Annotated in this window: 19 protein-coding genes; 10 read left to right on the forward strand and 9 right to left on the reverse strand. The window is 65.7% G+C overall.

Going from position 1 to position 15,836, the window contains the following annotated elements; all coding sequences use genetic code 11:
• The first annotated feature begins 7 nt into the window (after nt 1–7).
• Complete coding sequence (locus ACREBX_RS08025) at nt 8–748, forward strand: hypothetical protein (protein WP_431561230.1); 741 nt, start codon at nt 8–10, stop codon at nt 746–748.
• Between the two features lie 15 nt (nt 749–763).
• Here ACREBX_RS08025 and infC read toward each other — a convergent pair whose 3' ends face one another.
• Together infC and ACREBX_RS08035 are read right to left on the reverse strand one after the other, a co-directional pair.
• Complete coding sequence (gene infC, locus ACREBX_RS08030; RefSeq protein WP_039572576.1) at nt 764–1,300, reverse strand: translation initiation factor IF-3; 537 nt, start codon at nt 1,298–1,300, stop codon at nt 764–766.
• Between the two features lie 190 nt (nt 1,301–1,490).
• Nucleotides 1,491–2,627: a penicillin-binding protein activator gene (locus ACREBX_RS08035; protein WP_431561231.1), complete on the reverse strand. Its 1,137-nt coding sequence runs from the start codon at nt 2,625–2,627 to the stop codon at nt 1,491–1,493.
• 61 nt (nt 2,628–2,688) lie between these two features.
• Between ACREBX_RS08035 and rsmI the strand changes: the two genes are divergently transcribed.
• The 4 genes from rsmI to ACREBX_RS08055 are packed head-to-tail and all read left to right on the forward strand — an operon-like array spanning nt 2,689 to nt 5,485.
• Nucleotides 2,689–3,549 carry a 16S rRNA (cytidine(1402)-2'-O)-methyltransferase gene (rsmI, locus tag ACREBX_RS08040; protein WP_431561232.1) on the forward strand — a complete coding sequence of 287 codons (861 nt, stop codon included), beginning with the start codon at nt 2,689–2,691 and terminating at the stop codon, nt 3,547–3,549.
• A complete protein-coding gene (locus ACREBX_RS08045) occupies nt 3,546–3,896 on the forward strand; it encodes a YraN family protein (RefSeq protein ID WP_431561233.1) in 351 nt (116 codons plus the stop codon). Before rsmI ends, ACREBX_RS08045 begins: the two co-directional genes overlap by 4 nt.
• A 10-nt stretch (nt 3,897–3,906) precedes the next feature.
• Nucleotides 3,907–4,857 carry a glutathione synthase gene (gene gshB, locus ACREBX_RS08050; RefSeq protein ID WP_431561234.1) on the forward strand — a complete coding sequence of 317 codons (951 nt, stop codon included), beginning with the start codon at nt 3,907–3,909 and terminating at the stop codon, nt 4,855–4,857.
• A gap of 22 nt (nt 4,858–4,879) precedes the next feature.
• Nucleotides 4,880–5,485, forward strand: coding sequence for a DedA family protein (locus ACREBX_RS08055; protein ID WP_431561235.1), 606 nt, complete (start codon nt 4,880–4,882; stop codon nt 5,483–5,485).
• Here ACREBX_RS08055 and ACREBX_RS08060 read toward each other — a convergent pair.
• Genes ACREBX_RS08060 through rph form a run of 4 tightly spaced genes read right to left on the reverse strand, consistent with a single transcriptional unit; the run spans nt 5,482 to nt 8,982 of the window.
• A complete protein-coding gene (locus tag ACREBX_RS08060) occupies nt 5,482–6,372 on the reverse strand; it encodes a tyrosine recombinase XerC (RefSeq protein WP_431561236.1) in 891 nt (296 codons plus the stop codon). The genes ACREBX_RS08055 and ACREBX_RS08060 overlap by 4 nt on opposite strands.
• Before the next feature lie 24 nt (nt 6,373–6,396).
• A complete protein-coding gene (gene hemW / locus ACREBX_RS08065; protein WP_431561237.1) occupies nt 6,397–7,602 on the reverse strand; it encodes a radical SAM family heme chaperone HemW in 1,206 nt (401 codons plus the stop codon).
• A gap of 38 nt (nt 7,603–7,640) precedes the next feature.
• Nucleotides 7,641–8,264, reverse strand: a complete 624-nt coding sequence (gene rdgB / locus ACREBX_RS08070) for an RdgB/HAM1 family non-canonical purine NTP pyrophosphatase (RefSeq protein WP_431561238.1) — start codon at nt 8,262–8,264, stop codon at nt 7,641–7,643.
• 1 nt (nt 8,265) lies between these two features.
• Nucleotides 8,266–8,982 (reverse strand): ribonuclease PH, encoded by a 717-nt coding sequence (gene rph / locus ACREBX_RS08075; RefSeq protein ID WP_431561239.1) that lies wholly within the window; start codon nt 8,980–8,982, stop codon nt 8,266–8,268.
• A gap of 104 nt (nt 8,983–9,086) precedes the next feature.
• Between rph and hrcA the strand changes: the two genes are divergently transcribed.
• A complete protein-coding gene (gene hrcA / locus ACREBX_RS08080; protein WP_431561240.1) occupies nt 9,087–10,130 on the forward strand; it encodes a heat-inducible transcriptional repressor HrcA in 1,044 nt (347 codons plus the stop codon).
• A gap of 4 nt (nt 10,131–10,134) precedes the next feature.
• Nucleotides 10,135–10,689 (forward strand): nucleotide exchange factor GrpE, encoded by a 555-nt coding sequence (grpE, locus tag ACREBX_RS08085; RefSeq protein ID WP_431561241.1) that lies wholly within the window; start codon nt 10,135–10,137, stop codon nt 10,687–10,689.
• Nucleotides 10,690–10,868: 179 nt separating this feature from the next.
• On the opposite strand, the gene def is transcribed toward grpE, so the two are convergent.
• Nucleotides 10,869–11,402, reverse strand: coding sequence for a peptide deformylase (gene def, locus ACREBX_RS08090; protein WP_431561242.1), 534 nt, complete (start codon nt 11,400–11,402; stop codon nt 10,869–10,871).
• 31 nt (nt 11,403–11,433) lie between these two features.
• On the reverse strand, nt 11,434–12,030 hold the full coding sequence (recR, locus tag ACREBX_RS08095) for a recombination mediator RecR (RefSeq protein ID WP_431561243.1): 597 nt from the start codon (nt 12,028–12,030) through the stop codon (nt 11,434–11,436).
• 231 nt (nt 12,031–12,261) lie between these two features.
• On the opposite strand from recR, the gene fmt reads away from it, so the two are divergent.
• Both fmt and truA read left to right on the forward strand, forming a co-directional pair.
• Nucleotides 12,262–13,182, forward strand: coding sequence for a methionyl-tRNA formyltransferase (gene fmt, locus ACREBX_RS08100; protein WP_431561244.1), 921 nt, complete (start codon nt 12,262–12,264; stop codon nt 13,180–13,182).
• The gene (gene truA, locus ACREBX_RS08105) at nt 13,179–13,919 is read left to right on the forward strand and encodes a tRNA pseudouridine(38-40) synthase TruA (RefSeq protein ID WP_431561245.1); all 741 of its coding nucleotides are present in this window, start codon (nt 13,179–13,181) and stop codon (nt 13,917–13,919) included. The genes fmt and truA overlap by 4 nt, the downstream gene beginning before the upstream one ends.
• A 212-nt stretch (nt 13,920–14,131) precedes the next feature.
• Here the strand turns inward: truA and ACREBX_RS08110 are convergent, their stop codons facing one another.
• Nucleotides 14,132–14,659, reverse strand: a complete 528-nt coding sequence (locus ACREBX_RS08110) for a CarD family transcriptional regulator (protein WP_431561246.1) — start codon at nt 14,657–14,659, stop codon at nt 14,132–14,134.
• A gap of 313 nt (nt 14,660–14,972) precedes the next feature.
• Between ACREBX_RS08110 and ACREBX_RS08115 the strand changes: the two genes are divergently transcribed.
• Nucleotides 14,973–15,785, forward strand: coding sequence for an SDR family NAD(P)-dependent oxidoreductase (locus tag ACREBX_RS08115; protein ID WP_431561247.1), 813 nt, complete (start codon nt 14,973–14,975; stop codon nt 15,783–15,785).
• Nucleotides 15,786–15,836 lie beyond the last annotated feature (51 nt).

The following is a 15,836-nucleotide window of genomic DNA, read 5'->3' on the forward strand; positions in this document are numbered from 1 at the left end:
CGAGTCGATGGCGACCGAGGCCAAGCTGCGCACAAGACTGACCGACGAACGATTGTTCTTTATGGGCATGGCGGCCGCGATGGCGATCGTCACCTTTGTCGGATTTGCACCGACCTACTATCTTGCCGGTTCCTATGCGCCGCGCGCGCCCGCTTTAACGCCCACAGTCCACCTCCACGGCGCCTTATGCACCGGCTGGATCCTTTTCCTCATGCTCCAGACGGGATTGATCGCCGCCGGCCGCCGCGATGTGCACCGGGTGGCAGGAATCGCCGGCGTCGCCATCGCCGTGGCGGTCGTGGCGACCGGCTTGTTCGTGGCGATCCACAGTCACCGCCGCGTCCACACGGCCGTGACCGATGGCACCATGGCCGATCCCTATGTTTTCTTTGTCTTTCCGGTGACCGCCGCGTCGATCTTCGCGCTTTTCGTCGGCCTCGGCCTGCTGAACCGGCGGCGTCCCGATTATCACAAGCGGCTGATGATATTGGCGACAGCGAGCATGATCGGCCCCGCCCTCGCGCGAATCGTGGGGCGCACCACGACTATAATTCCCAGCGCCATCGGTGCGCTCATCCTGATCAACCTGTTCATCGCGGCACTCGCGGTCCATGACATCCGCACGCGCGGGCGCCTTCACCCGGCCACACTGTGGGGCGGTGGTTTCCTGCTGGTTTCGGAACCGCTGCGCGTCGCGATCGGGTTCAGCGAACCCTGGCGCGCCTTTGCCCGGATGGTGATGAGCTGATGCGACGGATCGCGCCTATTTAGGCGCGATCACCATCAGCATCTGGCGGCCTTCGGTGCGCGGGTGCGCCTCGACCTTCGCGATTTCGGACGTCAGTTCGGCGACGCGCTGGAGCACGTTCAGACCGAGCTGCGTGTGGCTCATTTCGCGGCCGCGGAAACGCATGGTCATCTTGACCTTGTCGCCTTCCTCGAGGAAATCGAACACCTTGCGCATCTTCACGTCGAAATCATGATCGTCGATATTCGGACGCATCTTGATCTCTTTGATTTCCTGCGTCTTCTGGCTCTTGCGCGCGAGGTTCGCTTTCTTCTGCGCCTCGTACTTGAACTTGCCGACGTCGAGGAACTTGCACACCGGCGGATCGGCGTTCGGGGATACTTCAACCAGGTCCAGCCCGACGGAAGCCGCCTGCTCAATCGCTTCGGCCGTCAGCATCACGCCCAGATTTTCGCCTTCCTCGTCGATCACGCGAACTTTGGGGGAGGCGATAAATTCATTGTAACGCGGGCCGTTTTTGGGCGGCATCGGTGCCATTGGGCGACGGGTCATGGGCGGTGGTATAGCTGTATCTCCTGAATCGTTTATACAAAGGCGTTCGTCTAAAATGGGCGTGCAGCATCGACGCAAAAACACGCGTGGTGGTCATATAGTGATCAAAGCGCCGTCGTAAAGGCCGCCGCGCTCACCTTATAACGCTTTTCGGGCCGACTGTGGCCGGTCTGCCACTGTCAGCGGGCGACTACCATTTGGTCGGCGCGGGATCGACGACGCGGAAGCCCCCCGCGCCGATCTCGCTAACCTCCAGCGCCCGCTCGGCGATACCTCTGTTACTGAAGCGGAAGATGCCGTCGATGCCCCCGAAACCGTCGGCGGCGAGCAGGCGGTTCGCGGGGAAGTTCGTCCCCGGTTTCCAGTCGCGCGCGATGCGCACCGTCAGCAGAACCGAGTCATACCCCAGGCTCGCCAGCCGGTACGGCGCTTTGCCAAAACGCGTGCGATATTTCGTCGCAAGCTGGCCATAGAGGCCGTCGGAAACGCTTGCGAACCACGCCCCGCGCATCACGGCATTGCTGCCGAGCGCCGCGTCGGTGTTCCAGAGTTCGGTGCCGAGGATCTGCTTGTTCCCGGTGGTTTTGATGACGGGGACGGCACGAATGGCATTGCCGCCACTGTCGGCGATCAGCACCGCGTCCATCGCGCCGGCGTTGGCGAGGCGCCGTGCCGCGCCGGTCAGCGCGGTCGCGCTGCGGTCATAGCTTTCGACGGCAACCAGCGTGCCGCCAGCTTGGGCCACCGCGGCGCGGAACGCCGCCGCCGAGCGATCGCCATAGACATTCTTGGGCACGAGCGCACCGAAACGCAGATGCCCCTTGGCGCGCGAGAAAGCGACGACGCGCTCGACCGACTGGCCGGGGACGAAGCCCATGATGAAGACGCCGTTGCCCGCAACGCCGCTGTCGTTCGAGAAGCTCAATACCGGCACCTTCGCCTCGCGCGCGATCGGCGCGGCCGCTGTGACATCTTCGCTGAGCAAAGGCCCGAGGATCAGCTTGTTGCCGTCGGCAACCGCCTGCCGTGCCGCGGCCGCGGCGCCGAGCGCGGTGTCATAGGTGGTGATGCGAACGCGCTCGGTGCGCGAATCGAGCAGCGCGAGCGTCGTCGCATTGGCGATCGCGGTGCCGACGTCGGCGTTCGGACCCGTCTGCGGCACGAGCAGCGCGACGCGGTGGCGATCGGTGTCGGTGGGCAAGCCTGGACCGACGTTGTCGTCGGGGTTGGTTGGCGGCGGCGGGGTCGCGGGGCCGTTCGACTTCGGCACCACCTGACACGCTGCAAGCAGTCCCGCCATCGCCGCCACACCAAGCCCGCGCAACATTCGGCGGCGGGCCGGTGCATTAATTTGGCGCTGGGCGGCAGTTTCTGCCATTTTCAGCGTCATGCCAGATTCGAACATCTCAAATTCTCCCTTGCCCGGTCTCTATATCGTTGCGACGCCCATCGGCAACCTTGGCGACATCAGCGCGCGCGCGGCAACGACACTCGCCTCCGCCGGCGTGATCGCCGCAGAGGATACGCGTGTGACCGCGAAATTGCTGTCGCATCTGGGTTTGCGTGTGCCGATGACCCCCTATCATGATCATAGCGACGAACGCACGCGCGCGACGCTGGTTGCGCGGATGGGCGAGGAAGTTGTCGTTTTGGTGTCGGACGCCGGAACCCCGCTGATTTCGGACCCCGGATACAAGCTCGTCCGCGACGCGCGCGCCGCGGGGCGGCACGTCACTACCCTGCCCGGCCCCTGCGCCGCGATCGCCGCGATCACGCTTTCGGGCCTGCCGAGCGACCGTTTCCTGTTCGCGGGTTTCCTGCCCAACAAGGCGAAGGCGCGCGCCGACACGCTCGCCGAGTTTGCCGCGTTGCGCGCGACTTTGGTATTTTACGAAAGCGGACCGCGGCTGTCGACGTCGCTCGCGGCGATGGCCGAAGGGCTCGGTGACCGCGAGGCCGCGGTCGCACGCGAGATCAGCAAGATGTTCGAGGAATGCGTGACGGGCACGCTAAGCGAGCTTTCCGCCCGCTATGCCGACGCGCCGCCGAAGGGCGAGATCGTCGTCATCGTCGGCCCACCCGGCGAAGCGGTGACCGAGGAAGCCGATGACGCAACGCTCGACGCGGCGCTCCGCGAAGCGATGGCCGACAAGCCCGTGGCGCAGGCGGCGAAGGCGGTCGCCAAACGTTTCGGCCTCGACCGCCATGACGTCTATGCGCGCGCGCTGACACTGAAAGAACGGGCTTGAACCGCGCCGCCGCCGAGGCGCGCGGGCGCCGCGCCGAACGCCGCGCGGCGTGGTGGCTGCGCCTCCACGGCTGGCGCATCCTCGGCGAACGATTGCGCGTTCCCGCAGGCGAGGTCGACATCGTCGCGCGGCGCGGGCGGACGGTGGCCTTCATCGAGGTCAAATGGCGCGACCGCGCCGCCGACCTCGACCTCGCCATCGACCATTATCGCCTGCGCCGCGTCGCGGCGGCGGCCGAAATGCTGAGCCCGCGCTTCGCGGGTCCGCGCGACGACATCCGGATCGACGTGATGCTCCTTGCGCCAAGACGCCTGCCACGCCATCTGGTCCACGTCTGGCAACCCTGAGGAATATCGAATGACCCTGCGCGCCGCGGTACAAATGGACCCGATGGACGGAATCAACATCGGGGGCGACAGCAGTTTCCACCTGATCCTGAAAGCGCTCGAGCGCGGCTATGAGCTCTATCATTACGATGTGCGCGGGCTGACATGGGAGGCCGGGCGGCTGACGACGAAAGCGCATCGCATCCTCGAGGCGCAGCGTGAGGCGGGCGCCCACTATAAATTCGGCGAAGAGGTGCTGCTCGACCTTGGCCGGGACGTCGATGTCGTGCTGATGCGACAGGATCCGCCGTTCGATCTAGGTTATCTCACCGGCACCTGGCTGCTCGAACGGCTGGCGGGTCAGACGCTCGTCGTCAACGACCCCGTCTCGGTGCGCAACGCCCCCGAAAAAGTCTTCGTGCTCGACTTCCCCGAATTCATGCCGCCAACGATGGTGACGCGCAGCCTCGACGCGGTGAAGGATTTTCAGGCACGCTACGGCGCCGTTGTCATCAAGCCGCTCCACGGCAATGGCGGCAAGGCGGTGTTCAAGATCGACGCCGACGGCGGCAACCTTGGTGCGCTCGTCGAGCTGTTCGGACAGGTCTGGCCCGAACCCTTTATGGTCCAGCAATTCCTGCCGAGCGTCAGCCAGGGCGACAAGCGCATCGTGCTCGTCGACGGCGAGGTCGCGGGTGCGATCAACCGCAAGCCCGGCGAAGGCGAGTTCCGCTCGAACCTCGCGGTCGGTGGTTTCGCCGAGGCAGCCGACCTCACCCCACGCGAAAAGGAAATCTGCGACGTCCTCGGCCCGCAGCTTCGGACACGCGGGCTGGTGTTCGTCGGCATCGACGTGATCGGCGGCGAATGGCTGACCGAAATCAACGTCACCTCGCCCACCGGGATCGTCGCGATCGACCGTTTCAACAACAGCGATACGGCGGGCATGATCTGGGACGCGATCGTGCGGCGGATCGGCTGACGCGCCCGCGCGTTCCCTCCCCATGACCGATTTCATCCTGAACCTGATCCAGAGCTGGGGCTATGCGGGGATTTTTATCCTCATGTTCCTCGAAAATGTGTTCCCGCCGATCCCCTCCGAAGTGATCATGGGGCTCGGCGGTATCGCGGTCGCCAAGGGCCATTTCGATTTCTGGACGCTCGTCGCGGTCGCGGTCGCGGGGACGACCGCGGGCAACTGGATCTGGTACGGCATCGGCCGCTGGATCGGCTACGAGCGGCTCAAACCCTTCATCGATCGCCACGGCCGCTGGCTGACGCTCGACTGGGCCGAAGTCGAGCGGCTGCACGCCTTCTTCCTGAAATATGGTCCCGCGATCGTCTTTATCGCGCGCTTCATGCCCGTCGCGCGGACGATGGTGTCGCTGCCCGCGGGCATGGTGAAGATGAACCAGGCGAAGTTCCTGCTCTGGACCGCGGCCGGATCGACGATCTGGATTGCCGCGCTCGCGGGCGCGGGCAACTGGTTCGGGGGGCAGTTCGCGAACCTCGACGCCTTCGTCGGCCCGGTGGCGCTGGTCGCGATCGGTTCGCTCGTCGTCGTCTATATCTACCGCGTCATCACCTGGAAGCCGAAGCAGGCGGACTAGGCGCGCGGGTGCGCGCTGCGATAAATGTCGAGCAAATGCGCGGCATCGACTGCGGTATAGACCTGCGTCGAGGCAAGGCTTGCGTGGCCGAGCAATTCCTGAAGGCTACGCAGATCCGCTCCCCCCGCGAGCAGATGCGTCGCAAAACTATGACGCAGCGCGTGCGGCGTCGTGCGTTCGGGAAGGCCGAGCGCGCGCCTGGCCGACCGCACGCTTGCACGGACGACGCCGGGCTGAAGCGGCCCTCCGCGCGCGCCGAGGAACAGCGGCGTATCCTTGGCGATCGGATAGGGGCACACCGCGACATAGCGCGCCATTGCGCTCGCGACCGCGGGAAGGATCGGGACGATCCGCGTCTTGCCCCGTTTGCCCGTCACGCGCAGCGTCTCGCCAAGCGGCAACACCGCGCCCGTCAGCGACAGCGCTTCGCCGATCCGCAGCCCCGCGCCATAGAGCAGCAACAGCAGCGCAAAATCGCGCGCGCCGACCCAGCCCTCACAGGCATTATCCTCGACATCCTGCGCAAGCTGCAACGCCTCGGCGGGCGAAACCGGCCGCGGCAGGCCCTTCCTGACGCGCGGCCCGCGCATCTGCGGCACGCTCGCGCCCGATCCCCCGACAAAGCGCAGGAACCCGCGCAGCGCCGAAAGTTCGCGCGCCGCCGACGCGTTGCCCAGCCCTTCGGCGCGGCGGTCGGCCAGATACGCGCGGAGGTCGTTCGGGGTCAGCGCCTTCAGCATATGCGCGTCGACCGCGCCGCCGCGATGATGCGACAGGAAGCCGCAAAATCGCTCCGCGGTCGCGATATAGGCGCGGCGCGTATGCTCCGACCGGCGCTTCTCGTGCGCCAGATGGGCATCCCAGTCGCGGATCAGGGTATCGCTCAAAATCGGCCTCACTTTGCCCCGAGCCTAGCCGGTCCGCACCACCTCGGAAAGGATCGAGTCGAGCAGCAATATGCCGTCGTCGGTGACGGCAATCCGGTCGGCGTCCTGCCGCATCAGCCCTTGCTTCGCGAGCCGCGCGACCGCGCCCGCATCGATGAACGCCTCGCGCGCCAGACCGCTGCGCGCCTCGATCCGCGCCAGATCGATACCCTCGGTCAGCCGCAGCCCCATCAGCATCGCCTCGGTCGCGCGTTCGTGCGCCGGCAGGTCGGTCTCGACCTTCAACCCATGATCGTTGCGCTCCACCGCTGCGATGAAATTCTCGGGCTTCTTGTGCCGTTCGGTCGCCTGTCCCAGTCGCCGCCCGTGCGCCCCGGGGCCAACACCCGCATAATCGGCGTAGCGCCAGTAAGCGAGATTGTGGCGGCTCTCCTGCCCGACGCGGGCATGGTTCGACACCTCGTAGCGCGGCAGACCCGCAGCGCGCGTCATCGCCTGCGTCGCGTCGAACAGGTCGGCGGCGGTATCGCCGTCGGGGATCGTGAGGTCGCCCTTGGCCGCCAATGTCGCGAAGCGCGTGCCGGGCTCGATCGTGAGCTGGTAGAGCGAAAGATGATCGGTGCCGAAGGCGAGCGCGTCGGCCAGCTCGCTTTTCCACGCCGCCATCGACTGTCCGGGCCGCGCATAGATCAGGTCGAAGCTGACGCGCGCGAAATGTTCCTGTGCCGTCGCTATGGCGCGGCGCGCCTCATCCTCACTGTGCGCACGACCAAGAAATTCAAGCACTTCGGAATCGAAGCTCTGAACGCCGATCGAAACGCGATTGACCCCGGCCGCGGCGAGGTCGGCGAAATTGGCGACTTCGACCGAATTGGGGTTCGCCTCCAGCGTGATCTCGGCATCGCCGGTCAGGCCCCAAAGCGCTGCGGCTTCTTCGATTACCGCAGCGACCGTCGCGGGCGGCATCAGGCTCGGCGTTCCGCCACCGAAAAAGATCGACCCGACCGTGCGATCCGGCAGCAACGCCGCTTCATACCGCAAGTCGGCAAGCAGCGCGTCACCCCACACTGCCTGATCGACGCTCTCGCGCACATGGCTGTTGAAGTCGCAATAGGGACATTTCGACACGCAAAACGGCCAATGGACATAGAGGGCGAGCGGTCCTTCACTCCCCTCCCGCTGGCGGGAGGGGTCGGGGGAGGGTCTGTCTTGTAGATTGGTGGTGGCCACAAGCCCTCCCCTAGCCCCTCCCGCAAGCGGGAGGGGGATTAAAACACCTCCGCCACCAGCTTCGCAAACGCGTCGGCACGATGGCTGATCGCATGCTTTTCCGCCGGATCGATTTCCGCATAAGTCAGTCCGTTACCGACCGGAACAAACACCGGATCATAGCCGAAACCAAGCAGCCCGCGCGGCGGCCAGGTCAGGCTGCCCTCGGCCCGCCCCTCGAACACCTCGGCGTGGCCGTCGGGCCAGGCCAGCGCGAGGGTGCAGACGAAACAGGCGCTGCGGTCGACGTCCGGCCCCTGCTCGGCAAGCAGGCCCTCGACCTTGCCCATCGCCATATACCAGTCGCGCCCCGGTTCGCCCTCGAACGCATGCCGCTCGGCCCAGTCGGCGGTGTAGACGCCCGGCCGCCCGCCGAGCGCCGTCACTTCCAGCCCGCTGTCGTCGGCGAGCGCCGGCAGTCCCGACGCCGACGCGCTCGCATGCGCCTTCAGCAGCGCATTCTCACGAAAGGTCGTCCCCGTCTCCTCGGGCTCGGGAAGCCCAAGGTCGCCCGCCGACACGGGTTCGATCCCGAAGGGTTCGAGCAGCGCGCGAATCTCGCGCACCTTGCCCGCATTATGGCTGGCGATCACCAGCCTGCCGGGGGCGAGCTTCCGCGTCATCTCAGCGACCCGTTGCCTTGTCCTGCGCCACGAAAATCTCGCCGCAACCGATGCGCGCGAGACGCAGCAGGCGCAGCAGGCCCTCCTCGTCATAGGTCGCGCCTTCGGCGCTCGCCTGCACTTCGACGATCTGGCCCTTCGCGGTCAGCACGAAATTCCCATCGGCCTCGGCGACCGAATCCTCGTCATAGTCGAGATCGAGCACCGGCGTGCCCTGATAGATGCCGCACGAGATCGCGCCGACCTTGTCCACGATCGGATCCTCGGCGATCGTCTTCGCCGCGAGCAGCTTGTCGACCGCGATGCGCAGCGCGACCCACGCACCCGAAATCGATGCGGTGCGCGTGCCGCCATCGGCCTGGATCACGTCGCAGTCGATGACGATCTGGCGCTCGCCGAGCTTCTTCATATCGACGACGGCGCGCAAACTACGCCCGATAAGCCGCTGAATTTCCTGTGTACGGCCCGACTGCTTGCCCTTCGCCGCCTCACGACTGCCGCGCGTGTGCGTCGCGCGGGGCAGCATGCCATATTCGGCCGTCACCCAGCCCGCACCCTTGCCGCGCATCCACGACGGCACTTTCTCGTCGACGCTGGCGGTCACCAGCACCTTGGTATTGCCGAAGCTGACGAGCACGCTTCCCTCGGCGTGGATAGTGAATTCGGTTTCGATCGCGATGGGGCGCATCTGGTCGGGCGCGCGGCCGGAAGGGCGCATATCTATTATCTCCTGTGGCTGTATGCACGCGCGCTTAGCGGCGCAGGTGCTGCTTGGCCAGAGCATAGCTTGCCCCATCCCCTCGCCATCCCTAAATCCCCTGTATGACGACCCCGCCGATCACCGAACTCACCACGCGCGCCCGTGACGTGTTCCGGCTGGTCGTCGATGCCTATCTGGAGACCGGCCAGCCCGTCGGCTCGCGCACCCTGTCGAAGCTCGCGACGCTCAACCTTTCGCCCGCGTCGATCCGCAACGTCATGCAGGATCTTGAGGAATTCGGCCTGCTCGCGAGCCCGCACACCAGCGCCGGGCGCCTGCCAACCGAACAGGGCCTCCGCCTTTTCGTCGACGGGATGATGCAGGTCGCCGAGCCAAGCGCCGAAGACCGCGCGCAGATCGAGGCGAGCCTGTCCGATGCGGGCCCGATCGAAAGCGCGCTCGCGCAGGCGACGTCGGCGCTGTCGGGATTGTCGGCGTGCGCGGGGCTGGTGCTCGTTCCCAAGCATGAGCGCGTGCTCAAACAGGTCGCCTTCGTGCCCCTGTCAGCGAGCCAGGCGCTCGTCGTGCTCGTCGCGGGCGACGGCGCGGTCGAGAATCGCGTCATCGACACCCCGCCCGGGCTCAATCCCTCGGCATTGGTCGAGGCGGGCAATTATATCAGCGCGATGCTCGCCGGCCTGACGCTGACCGAAGCGATGGCACGCGTCCGGCGCGAGATCGAAGCCGAGCGCATCGCGATCGACCGCGCCGCGCAGGATCTGGTCAGCCGCGGGCTCGCGATCTGGTCGTCCGACGGCGCCGACCGCCCGGTGCTGATCGTGCGCGGGCAGGCGAACCTGCTCGACGACAGCGCGGTCGGCGACCTCGACCGCGTGCGCCAGTTGCTCGACGAACTCGAAACCAAACAGGACATCGCGCAGTTGCTCGACAGCGCGCGCGAGGGTGCCGCAACCCGGATTTTCATCGGCTCGGAGAATAAATTATTCTCGCTTTCGGGCTCGTCCGTGATAGCGGCGCCCTATCGCGGATCGGACGGGCGCGTAGTCGGCGTGGTCGGGGTCATCGGCCCGACGCGCTTGAACTATGCCCGGATCGTTCCCATGGTGGATTTCACCGCACAATCGCTCTCCAGACTGATACGATAGGTTTATGACGAACATTGAAAACGACACGCCGGTCGACGACGGCGCGAACCCCGAAGTTGAAACCGCGGAAGCCGCAACGCCCGCCGAAGGCACGAATGAAGAGCTGGCACAGCTCGCCGAACAGGTCGCCTCGCTTCAGCAGGACCTGCTCTATGCGCGCGCCGAGACGCAGAATGTCACGCGTCGCAAGGACAAGGAAATCGCCGACGCGCACGCCTATGCCGCGACGAAATTCGCACGCGACATATTGTCGATCGCCGACAATCTCGGCCGTGCGCTTGCGGCACTCAGCGAGGAACAGCGTGCCGACGACGCGATCAAGCCGCTGATCACCGGGCTCGAAGCCACCGAGCGCGAATTGCTGAGCGTCTTCGAGCGCAACGGGATCACGCGCATCGCGGCGATCGGCCTGCCGCTCGACCCGAACCAGCATCAGGCGATGCTCGAAATCCCGAGCGAGCAGACGCCGGGCACGATCGTGCAGGAAATGCAGGCGGGCTATATGCTCAAGGATCGCTTGCTACGCCCCGCGATGGTGGCGGTGGCGAAGGCGGGGTAACCGCTTATTCCCTCTCCCCTTGCGGGAGAGGGATGCGAAGCCTTGGCGGCTCTGCCGCTTAGGCGAAGCTGGGAGAGGGGTTCGACCTTATCGCAAGGGAGCGGCCCCTCTCCCGCTGCGACTAGCCAGCAAGCTGGCAAGTCTCGCTGCCTCTCCCGCAAGGGGAGAGGCGATATTCGTCACGCCGCCTTGCGCAGCTTCGCGAGCTTCTTCAGCACCATTTCGCGCTTCAGCCGCGACAGATGGTCGATGAAGAGGATGCCCTCCAGATGGTCATGCTCGTGCTGGATGCACGTCGCCATCAGGCCGGTCATGCGCTCCAGATGATGCTTGCCGTCCTCGTCCTGCCAATCGACGGTGACCTCGGCGGGGCGCGTCACGTCGGCATATTGTTCGGGGACCGACAGGCAGCCTTCCTGATAGATCGCATGTTCCTCGGACTCGTCCGAAAAGATGGGATTGATGAACACGCGCGGCTCACGGATCAGCGCCTTGCCCTCTTCGTCATCGGGATCGGGTTCCTGCAGGTCGATCACCAGGATGCGCTTCGCCACCCCGACCTGGATCGCCGCCAGCCCGATACCGGGGGCGTCGTACATCGTCTCGAACATGTCGGCGATCAGCGTCTTGAGCTCGGCATCGAATTTTTCGACGGGCTTCGAAATGACGCGCAGCCGGGGATCCGGGGTCTCTATGATAGGGAGTAAGGCCATGGCGTGCAGGTATGAACTCGAACGCCGGACGTCAACCCACCGGTCGCCGTGCCCTGAGTGCCTGCGCCAGCGTCCCCTCATCGAGATAATCGAGCTCGCCACCGACCGGCAAACCGTGCGCCAACTGCGTGAGCCGCACCGGATAGCCCTCGAGCCGCTCGGCGAGATAATGCGCCGTCGTCTGCCCCTCCAGCGTCGCGTTCATTGCGAGGACGACCTCGTCGATCCCGCCCGCCGCGACGCGTGCGACCAGCGCGTCGATCGCCAGATCCTGCGGGCGAATGCCCTCGAGCGCCGACAGCCGCCCGCCGAGCACATGATATTTGCCCGGAAAGAGCCGCGATTTGTCGAGCGCCCACAGGTCTGAGACTTCCTCGACGACGCACAGCGACCGCGCATCGCGGCGCGGGTCGACGCAGATCGCGCACGGATCCTGCGTGTCGACATTGCCGCAAATCCCGCAGGTGACGAGCCGTTCGGACACGGTGTGGAGCGCTGCGAGCAACGGCATGAATGCACTCTCGCGCTTCTTCATCAGGTGCAGCACAGCGCGCCGCGCCGAACGCGGGCCGAGGCCCGGCAGGCGGGCGAGTTGCTGGACGAGCGCTTCGATTTCGGTGGACGCCATGCACCGCACCTATCGCGCCGCGCGGGGCCGCACAACAATCCTCTCCCCTTTGCGGGAGAGGATGCCGGAGCTTGGCGCAACGCGCCTAGCGAAGGCTGGAGAGGGGTTGCGGCGGCGCGTGCCCCCTCTCCCGCTGCGACTAGCGAACAAGTTCGCAAGTCTCGCTGCCCTCTCCCACAAGGGGAGAGGGAGGGTTGCGCCATCCCCAAACCTCCGCCAAAGCCCCACGCCATGCGTATCGCCTTCATGGGAACGCCGCCCTTTGCGGTGCCGACACTTGCCTCGCTCCACGCTGCGGGGCATCAGATCGTGGCCGTCTATACCCAACCCCCGCGCCCCGCACAGCGCGGCAAGAAAGTACAGCAAAGCGCGGTGCATAGCTGGGCCGAGGACCATGGCCTGCCTGTCCGCACGCCGAAGAGCCTCAAGACAGAAGAAACGCAGGCCGAATTCGCGGCGCTCGACCTCGATGTCGCGGTGGTCGCCGCTTATGGCCTGATCCTGCCGCAGGCGGTGCTCGACGCGCCGCGCGAAGGCTGCCTCAACGTCCATGGCTCGATCCTGCCGCGCTGGCGCGGCGCCGCGCCGGTGCAGCGCGCGATTCTCGCGGGCGATGCCGGGACGGGCGTGACGATCATGCAGATGGACATCGGGCTCGATACCGGCGCGATGCGGTTGATCGGGCGGACTCCGGTCGACGGCAAGACCGCGGGCGAATTGACCGACGAACTCGCGGCGATGGGCGCCGGGCTGATGGTCAAGGTGCTCGGCGACCTCCACGCCTTCGCGCCCGAGGCGCAGCCCGACGAAGGCGTCACTTACGCGGCCAAGATCGACAAGAGCGAAGCGCGGCTCGATTTCCTGACCAGCGCGGTGCAGGTCGAGCGCCAGATCCGCGCGTTCAACCCGATGCCCGGCGCCTTTTTCGAGCTCGACGGCGAACGCTACAAGCTTTTGACGGCCGAGGTCGTCCATCCCGCCGACACCGTCGCGGGCGCGACGCCCGGCGTCACGCTCGACGACCGCCTCACCATCGCCTGCAACCCTGGCGCGATCCGCGCGGTGCGCGTCCAGCGCGCCGGCAAGCCCGCAATGGACGCCGGCGAACTGCTGCGCGGCCGCGCAATCGCGGCGGGCACCCGCCTCGCATGACCCGCTTCGCCCTCACCATCGAATATGACGGCCGCCCCTTTATGGGCTGGCAGCGGCAGGCGCATGGCCCGAGCGTCCAGCAGGCGATCGAGGAAGCGATCCACCGCTTTACCGCCGAGACCGTCCAGGTGTTCAGCGCCGGGCGCACCGACGCCGGCGTCCACGCGATCGCGATGCGCGCGCACGTCGACATCGAAAAGCCGCTGACCCCGTTCAAGCTGACCGAGGCGCTGAATGCCCAGCTTCGCCCGGCGCCGGTCGCGGTGGTGGCGTGCGAGATCGTTCCCGACGACTGGCATGCGCGCTTTGCCTGCGTTGGCCGGTCGTACGAGTATCGCATCGTCAATCGCCGCGCGCCGCTGACATGGGACAAGGGCCTGTCGTGGCAGGTTGCCCGGCCGCTCGATTCGGATGCGATGCACGCGGCGGCGCAGCACCTCATCGGCCTCCACGACTTCACGACGTTTCGTTCGGCGCATTGCCAGTCGCAAAGCCCGGTGAAGACGCTGGATAAACTGACCGTCAGCCGTCACGGCGAAGAGCTGATTATCGAGGCCGCGGCGCGCAGCTTCCTCCACCATCAGGTCCGCTCGATGGTCGGCTGCCTCGCGCTTGTCGGCTACGGCAAATGGTCGGCGCGCGACTTGAAGGCGGCGTTGGAGGCGGCAGATCGCAACGCATTGGGGCTGAATGCGCCGCCCGACGGGCTGTATTTCGTCAGCGCGGCCTATCCCTGACTTCCCTCTCCCCTTGGGGAGAGGGTTGCGCAAGCTTGGCAGCTTGCTGCCTAACTGAAGCTGGGTGAGGGTATGCTGCCTCCCGTCCCTCACCCGCTGCGACTAGCCAGCAAGCTCGCAAGTCTCGCTGCCCTCTCCCCCAAGGGGAGAGGGATAAACGAAAAAGGGCGGCCCTTTCGGACCGCCCTTGCCTTTATCGCTAAGCCAGCAGCTTACACCTTTTCGACGTAGTAGAGCGGCGCATGTTCGTTGAGGATCTGAAGGATCTTTGCCTGCGCGGTCTTTTCGTCGCTTTCTTCCATCGCGCCCAGTTCGCGCGCGAGGCGGCTCGATGCCGCTTCGAAGATCTGCCGTTCCGAATAGCTCTGCTCGGGCTGGTCGTCGGCGCGGAACAGGTCGCGGGTCACTTCGGCGATCGACACGAGGTCGCCCGAATTGATCTTTGCTTCATATTCCTGGGCGCGGCGCGACCACATGGTGCGCTTCACCTTCGGCTTCGTCGTCAGGACCTGCAGCGCTTCCTTCAGCGTCTTGTCCGACGACAGCTTGCGCATGCCCACGCCTTCGGCCTTGTTGGTCGGCACGCGAAGCGTCATTTTTTCCTTTTCGAAGCGCAGGACATAAAGTTCGAGCTGCATGCCGGCGATTTCCGACCGCTGCAGTTCGATGACGCGCCCCACGCCATGTTTGGGATAAACAACATAATCGCCGACTTCAAACAAGAGCGTGTTCACGGACATGCAAATTCCTTTCTGTGCCTTGACCCTGGCCGGAAACTGCGACAACACCGGGACATCCGGCCCTCCGTATTGAGGGGGATGAGCATTCGGGCCGCGCTAGCCAGTCAGAGTGACAAGGGATATGGCTCCATCGGAAACGCCGAATGTGCCCCAGCCCGAGCGGCGGGAAGAGGCAGGGTGTCGGCGTGTTGATATTTATTATAACAGATTCGCAACAAAATTGCCACCCCTCCGCGGAAATGCGTCGGTCGGCACCTTGACGGCTCCTCATGCCCGTTTCAGGTTGAAACGAAATCAGAGATAGGGAGCCGGTATGCAGGGTCAAGTTTGGTGGATCACGGGCGCCTCCTCGGGCATCGGCGCGGCGCTCGCCCGCGCGCTCGGGGCACGCGGCGCAAAGCTGATCCTGTCGGGGCGCAACGTTGCGGCATTGGAAGCCGTCGCCGCCGATTGCGATACCGAAACGCTGCTCCTGCCGTTCGAGGCGACCGATTATGCCGCCCTCCCCGCGATCGCCGATCGGGCCTGGGGCTGGCAGGGCCGCATCGACGGTCTCGTCAACAACGCCGGTATCTCGCAGCGCAGCCTTGCGATCGAGACCGACTTTTCGGTCTATCAGCAAATCATCGGCGTCGATCTGCTCGCCCCGATTGCCCTCACGCAGCAATTGCTGCCGCGCATGGTCGGCGCGGGCGGCGGACAGATTATTGCGATCTCCAGCGTCGCGGGGATCGCCGGCGTGCCGCTGCGCAGCGCTTACTCGGCCGCCAAGCATGGCCTGATCGGCTATCATGACAGCGTGCGCGCCGAAAATGAGCATCTGGGGCTGAAGATACTCGTCGTCGCGCCGGGTTCGGTGCGGACGAACGTCAGCCGCAACGCGCTCAACGCCGACGGCAGCGCGCGCGGGGAAAGCGACGCCGCGATCGAAAATGGCCTGTCCCCCGACGACGCGGCGGCGCAGATGTTGGCAGCGGTCGATGCCGGAACGCGCGAACTGGTGGTCGCCGAGGGCGCCGAAGCGATGATCGCGGGCCTCCGTCGCAGCGACCCCGATGCGCTGTTCGATCGGATGAGCGCGATGGTCCAGGCGGGTTATGCGCAGCAGATGAAGGCCGGGCGGTGAGACTTTTGCGTCGGGGGATGCGTGTCTAACGCAGGCAGCAATAGGGAGGGG

It is taken from the genome of Sphingopyxis sp., assembly GCF_050725655.1.
Taxonomy (GTDB): Bacteria; Pseudomonadota; Alphaproteobacteria; order Sphingomonadales; family Sphingomonadaceae; genus Sphingopyxis.

Coding starts and splice junctions, on each gene's coding strand:
- ACREBX_RS08025 (WP_431561230.1), top strand. CDS start 8: ATGGCGACCGAGGCCAAGCTGCGCACAAGACTGACCGACGAACGATTG.
- infC (WP_039572576.1), bottom strand. CDS start 1,300: ATGACCCGTCGCCCAATGGCACCGATGCCGCCCAAAAACGGCCCGCGT.
- ACREBX_RS08035 (WP_431561231.1), bottom strand. CDS start 2,627: ATGTTGCGCGGGCTTGGTGTGGCGGCGATGGCGGGACTGCTTGCAGCG.
- rsmI (WP_431561232.1), top strand. CDS start 2,689: ATGCCAGATTCGAACATCTCAAATTCTCCCTTGCCCGGTCTCTATATC.
- gshB (WP_431561234.1), top strand. CDS start 3,907: ATGACCCTGCGCGCCGCGGTACAAATGGACCCGATGGACGGAATCAAC.
- ACREBX_RS08055 (WP_431561235.1), top strand. CDS start 4,880: ATGACCGATTTCATCCTGAACCTGATCCAGAGCTGGGGCTATGCGGGG.
- rdgB (WP_431561238.1), bottom strand. CDS start 8,264: ATGACGCGGAAGCTCGCCCCCGGCAGGCTGGTGATCGCCAGCCATAAT.
- rph (WP_431561239.1), bottom strand. CDS start 8,982: ATGCGCCCTTCCGGCCGCGCGCCCGACCAGATGCGCCCCATCGCGATC.
- hrcA (WP_431561240.1), top strand. CDS start 9,087: ATGACGACCCCGCCGATCACCGAACTCACCACGCGCGCCCGTGACGTG.
- grpE (WP_431561241.1), top strand. CDS start 10,135: ATGACGAACATTGAAAACGACACGCCGGTCGACGACGGCGCGAACCCC.
- def (WP_431561242.1), bottom strand. CDS start 11,402: ATGGCCTTACTCCCTATCATAGAGACCCCGGATCCCCGGCTGCGCGTC.
- recR (WP_431561243.1), bottom strand. CDS start 12,030: ATGGCGTCCACCGAAATCGAAGCGCTCGTCCAGCAACTCGCCCGCCTG.
- fmt (WP_431561244.1), top strand. CDS start 12,262: ATGCGTATCGCCTTCATGGGAACGCCGCCCTTTGCGGTGCCGACACTT.
- truA (WP_431561245.1), top strand. CDS start 13,179: ATGACCCGCTTCGCCCTCACCATCGAATATGACGGCCGCCCCTTTATG.
- ACREBX_RS08110 (WP_431561246.1), bottom strand. CDS start 14,659: ATGTCCGTGAACACGCTCTTGTTTGAAGTCGGCGATTATGTTGTTTAT.
- ACREBX_RS08115 (WP_431561247.1), top strand. CDS start 14,973: ATGCAGGGTCAAGTTTGGTGGATCACGGGCGCCTCCTCGGGCATCGGC.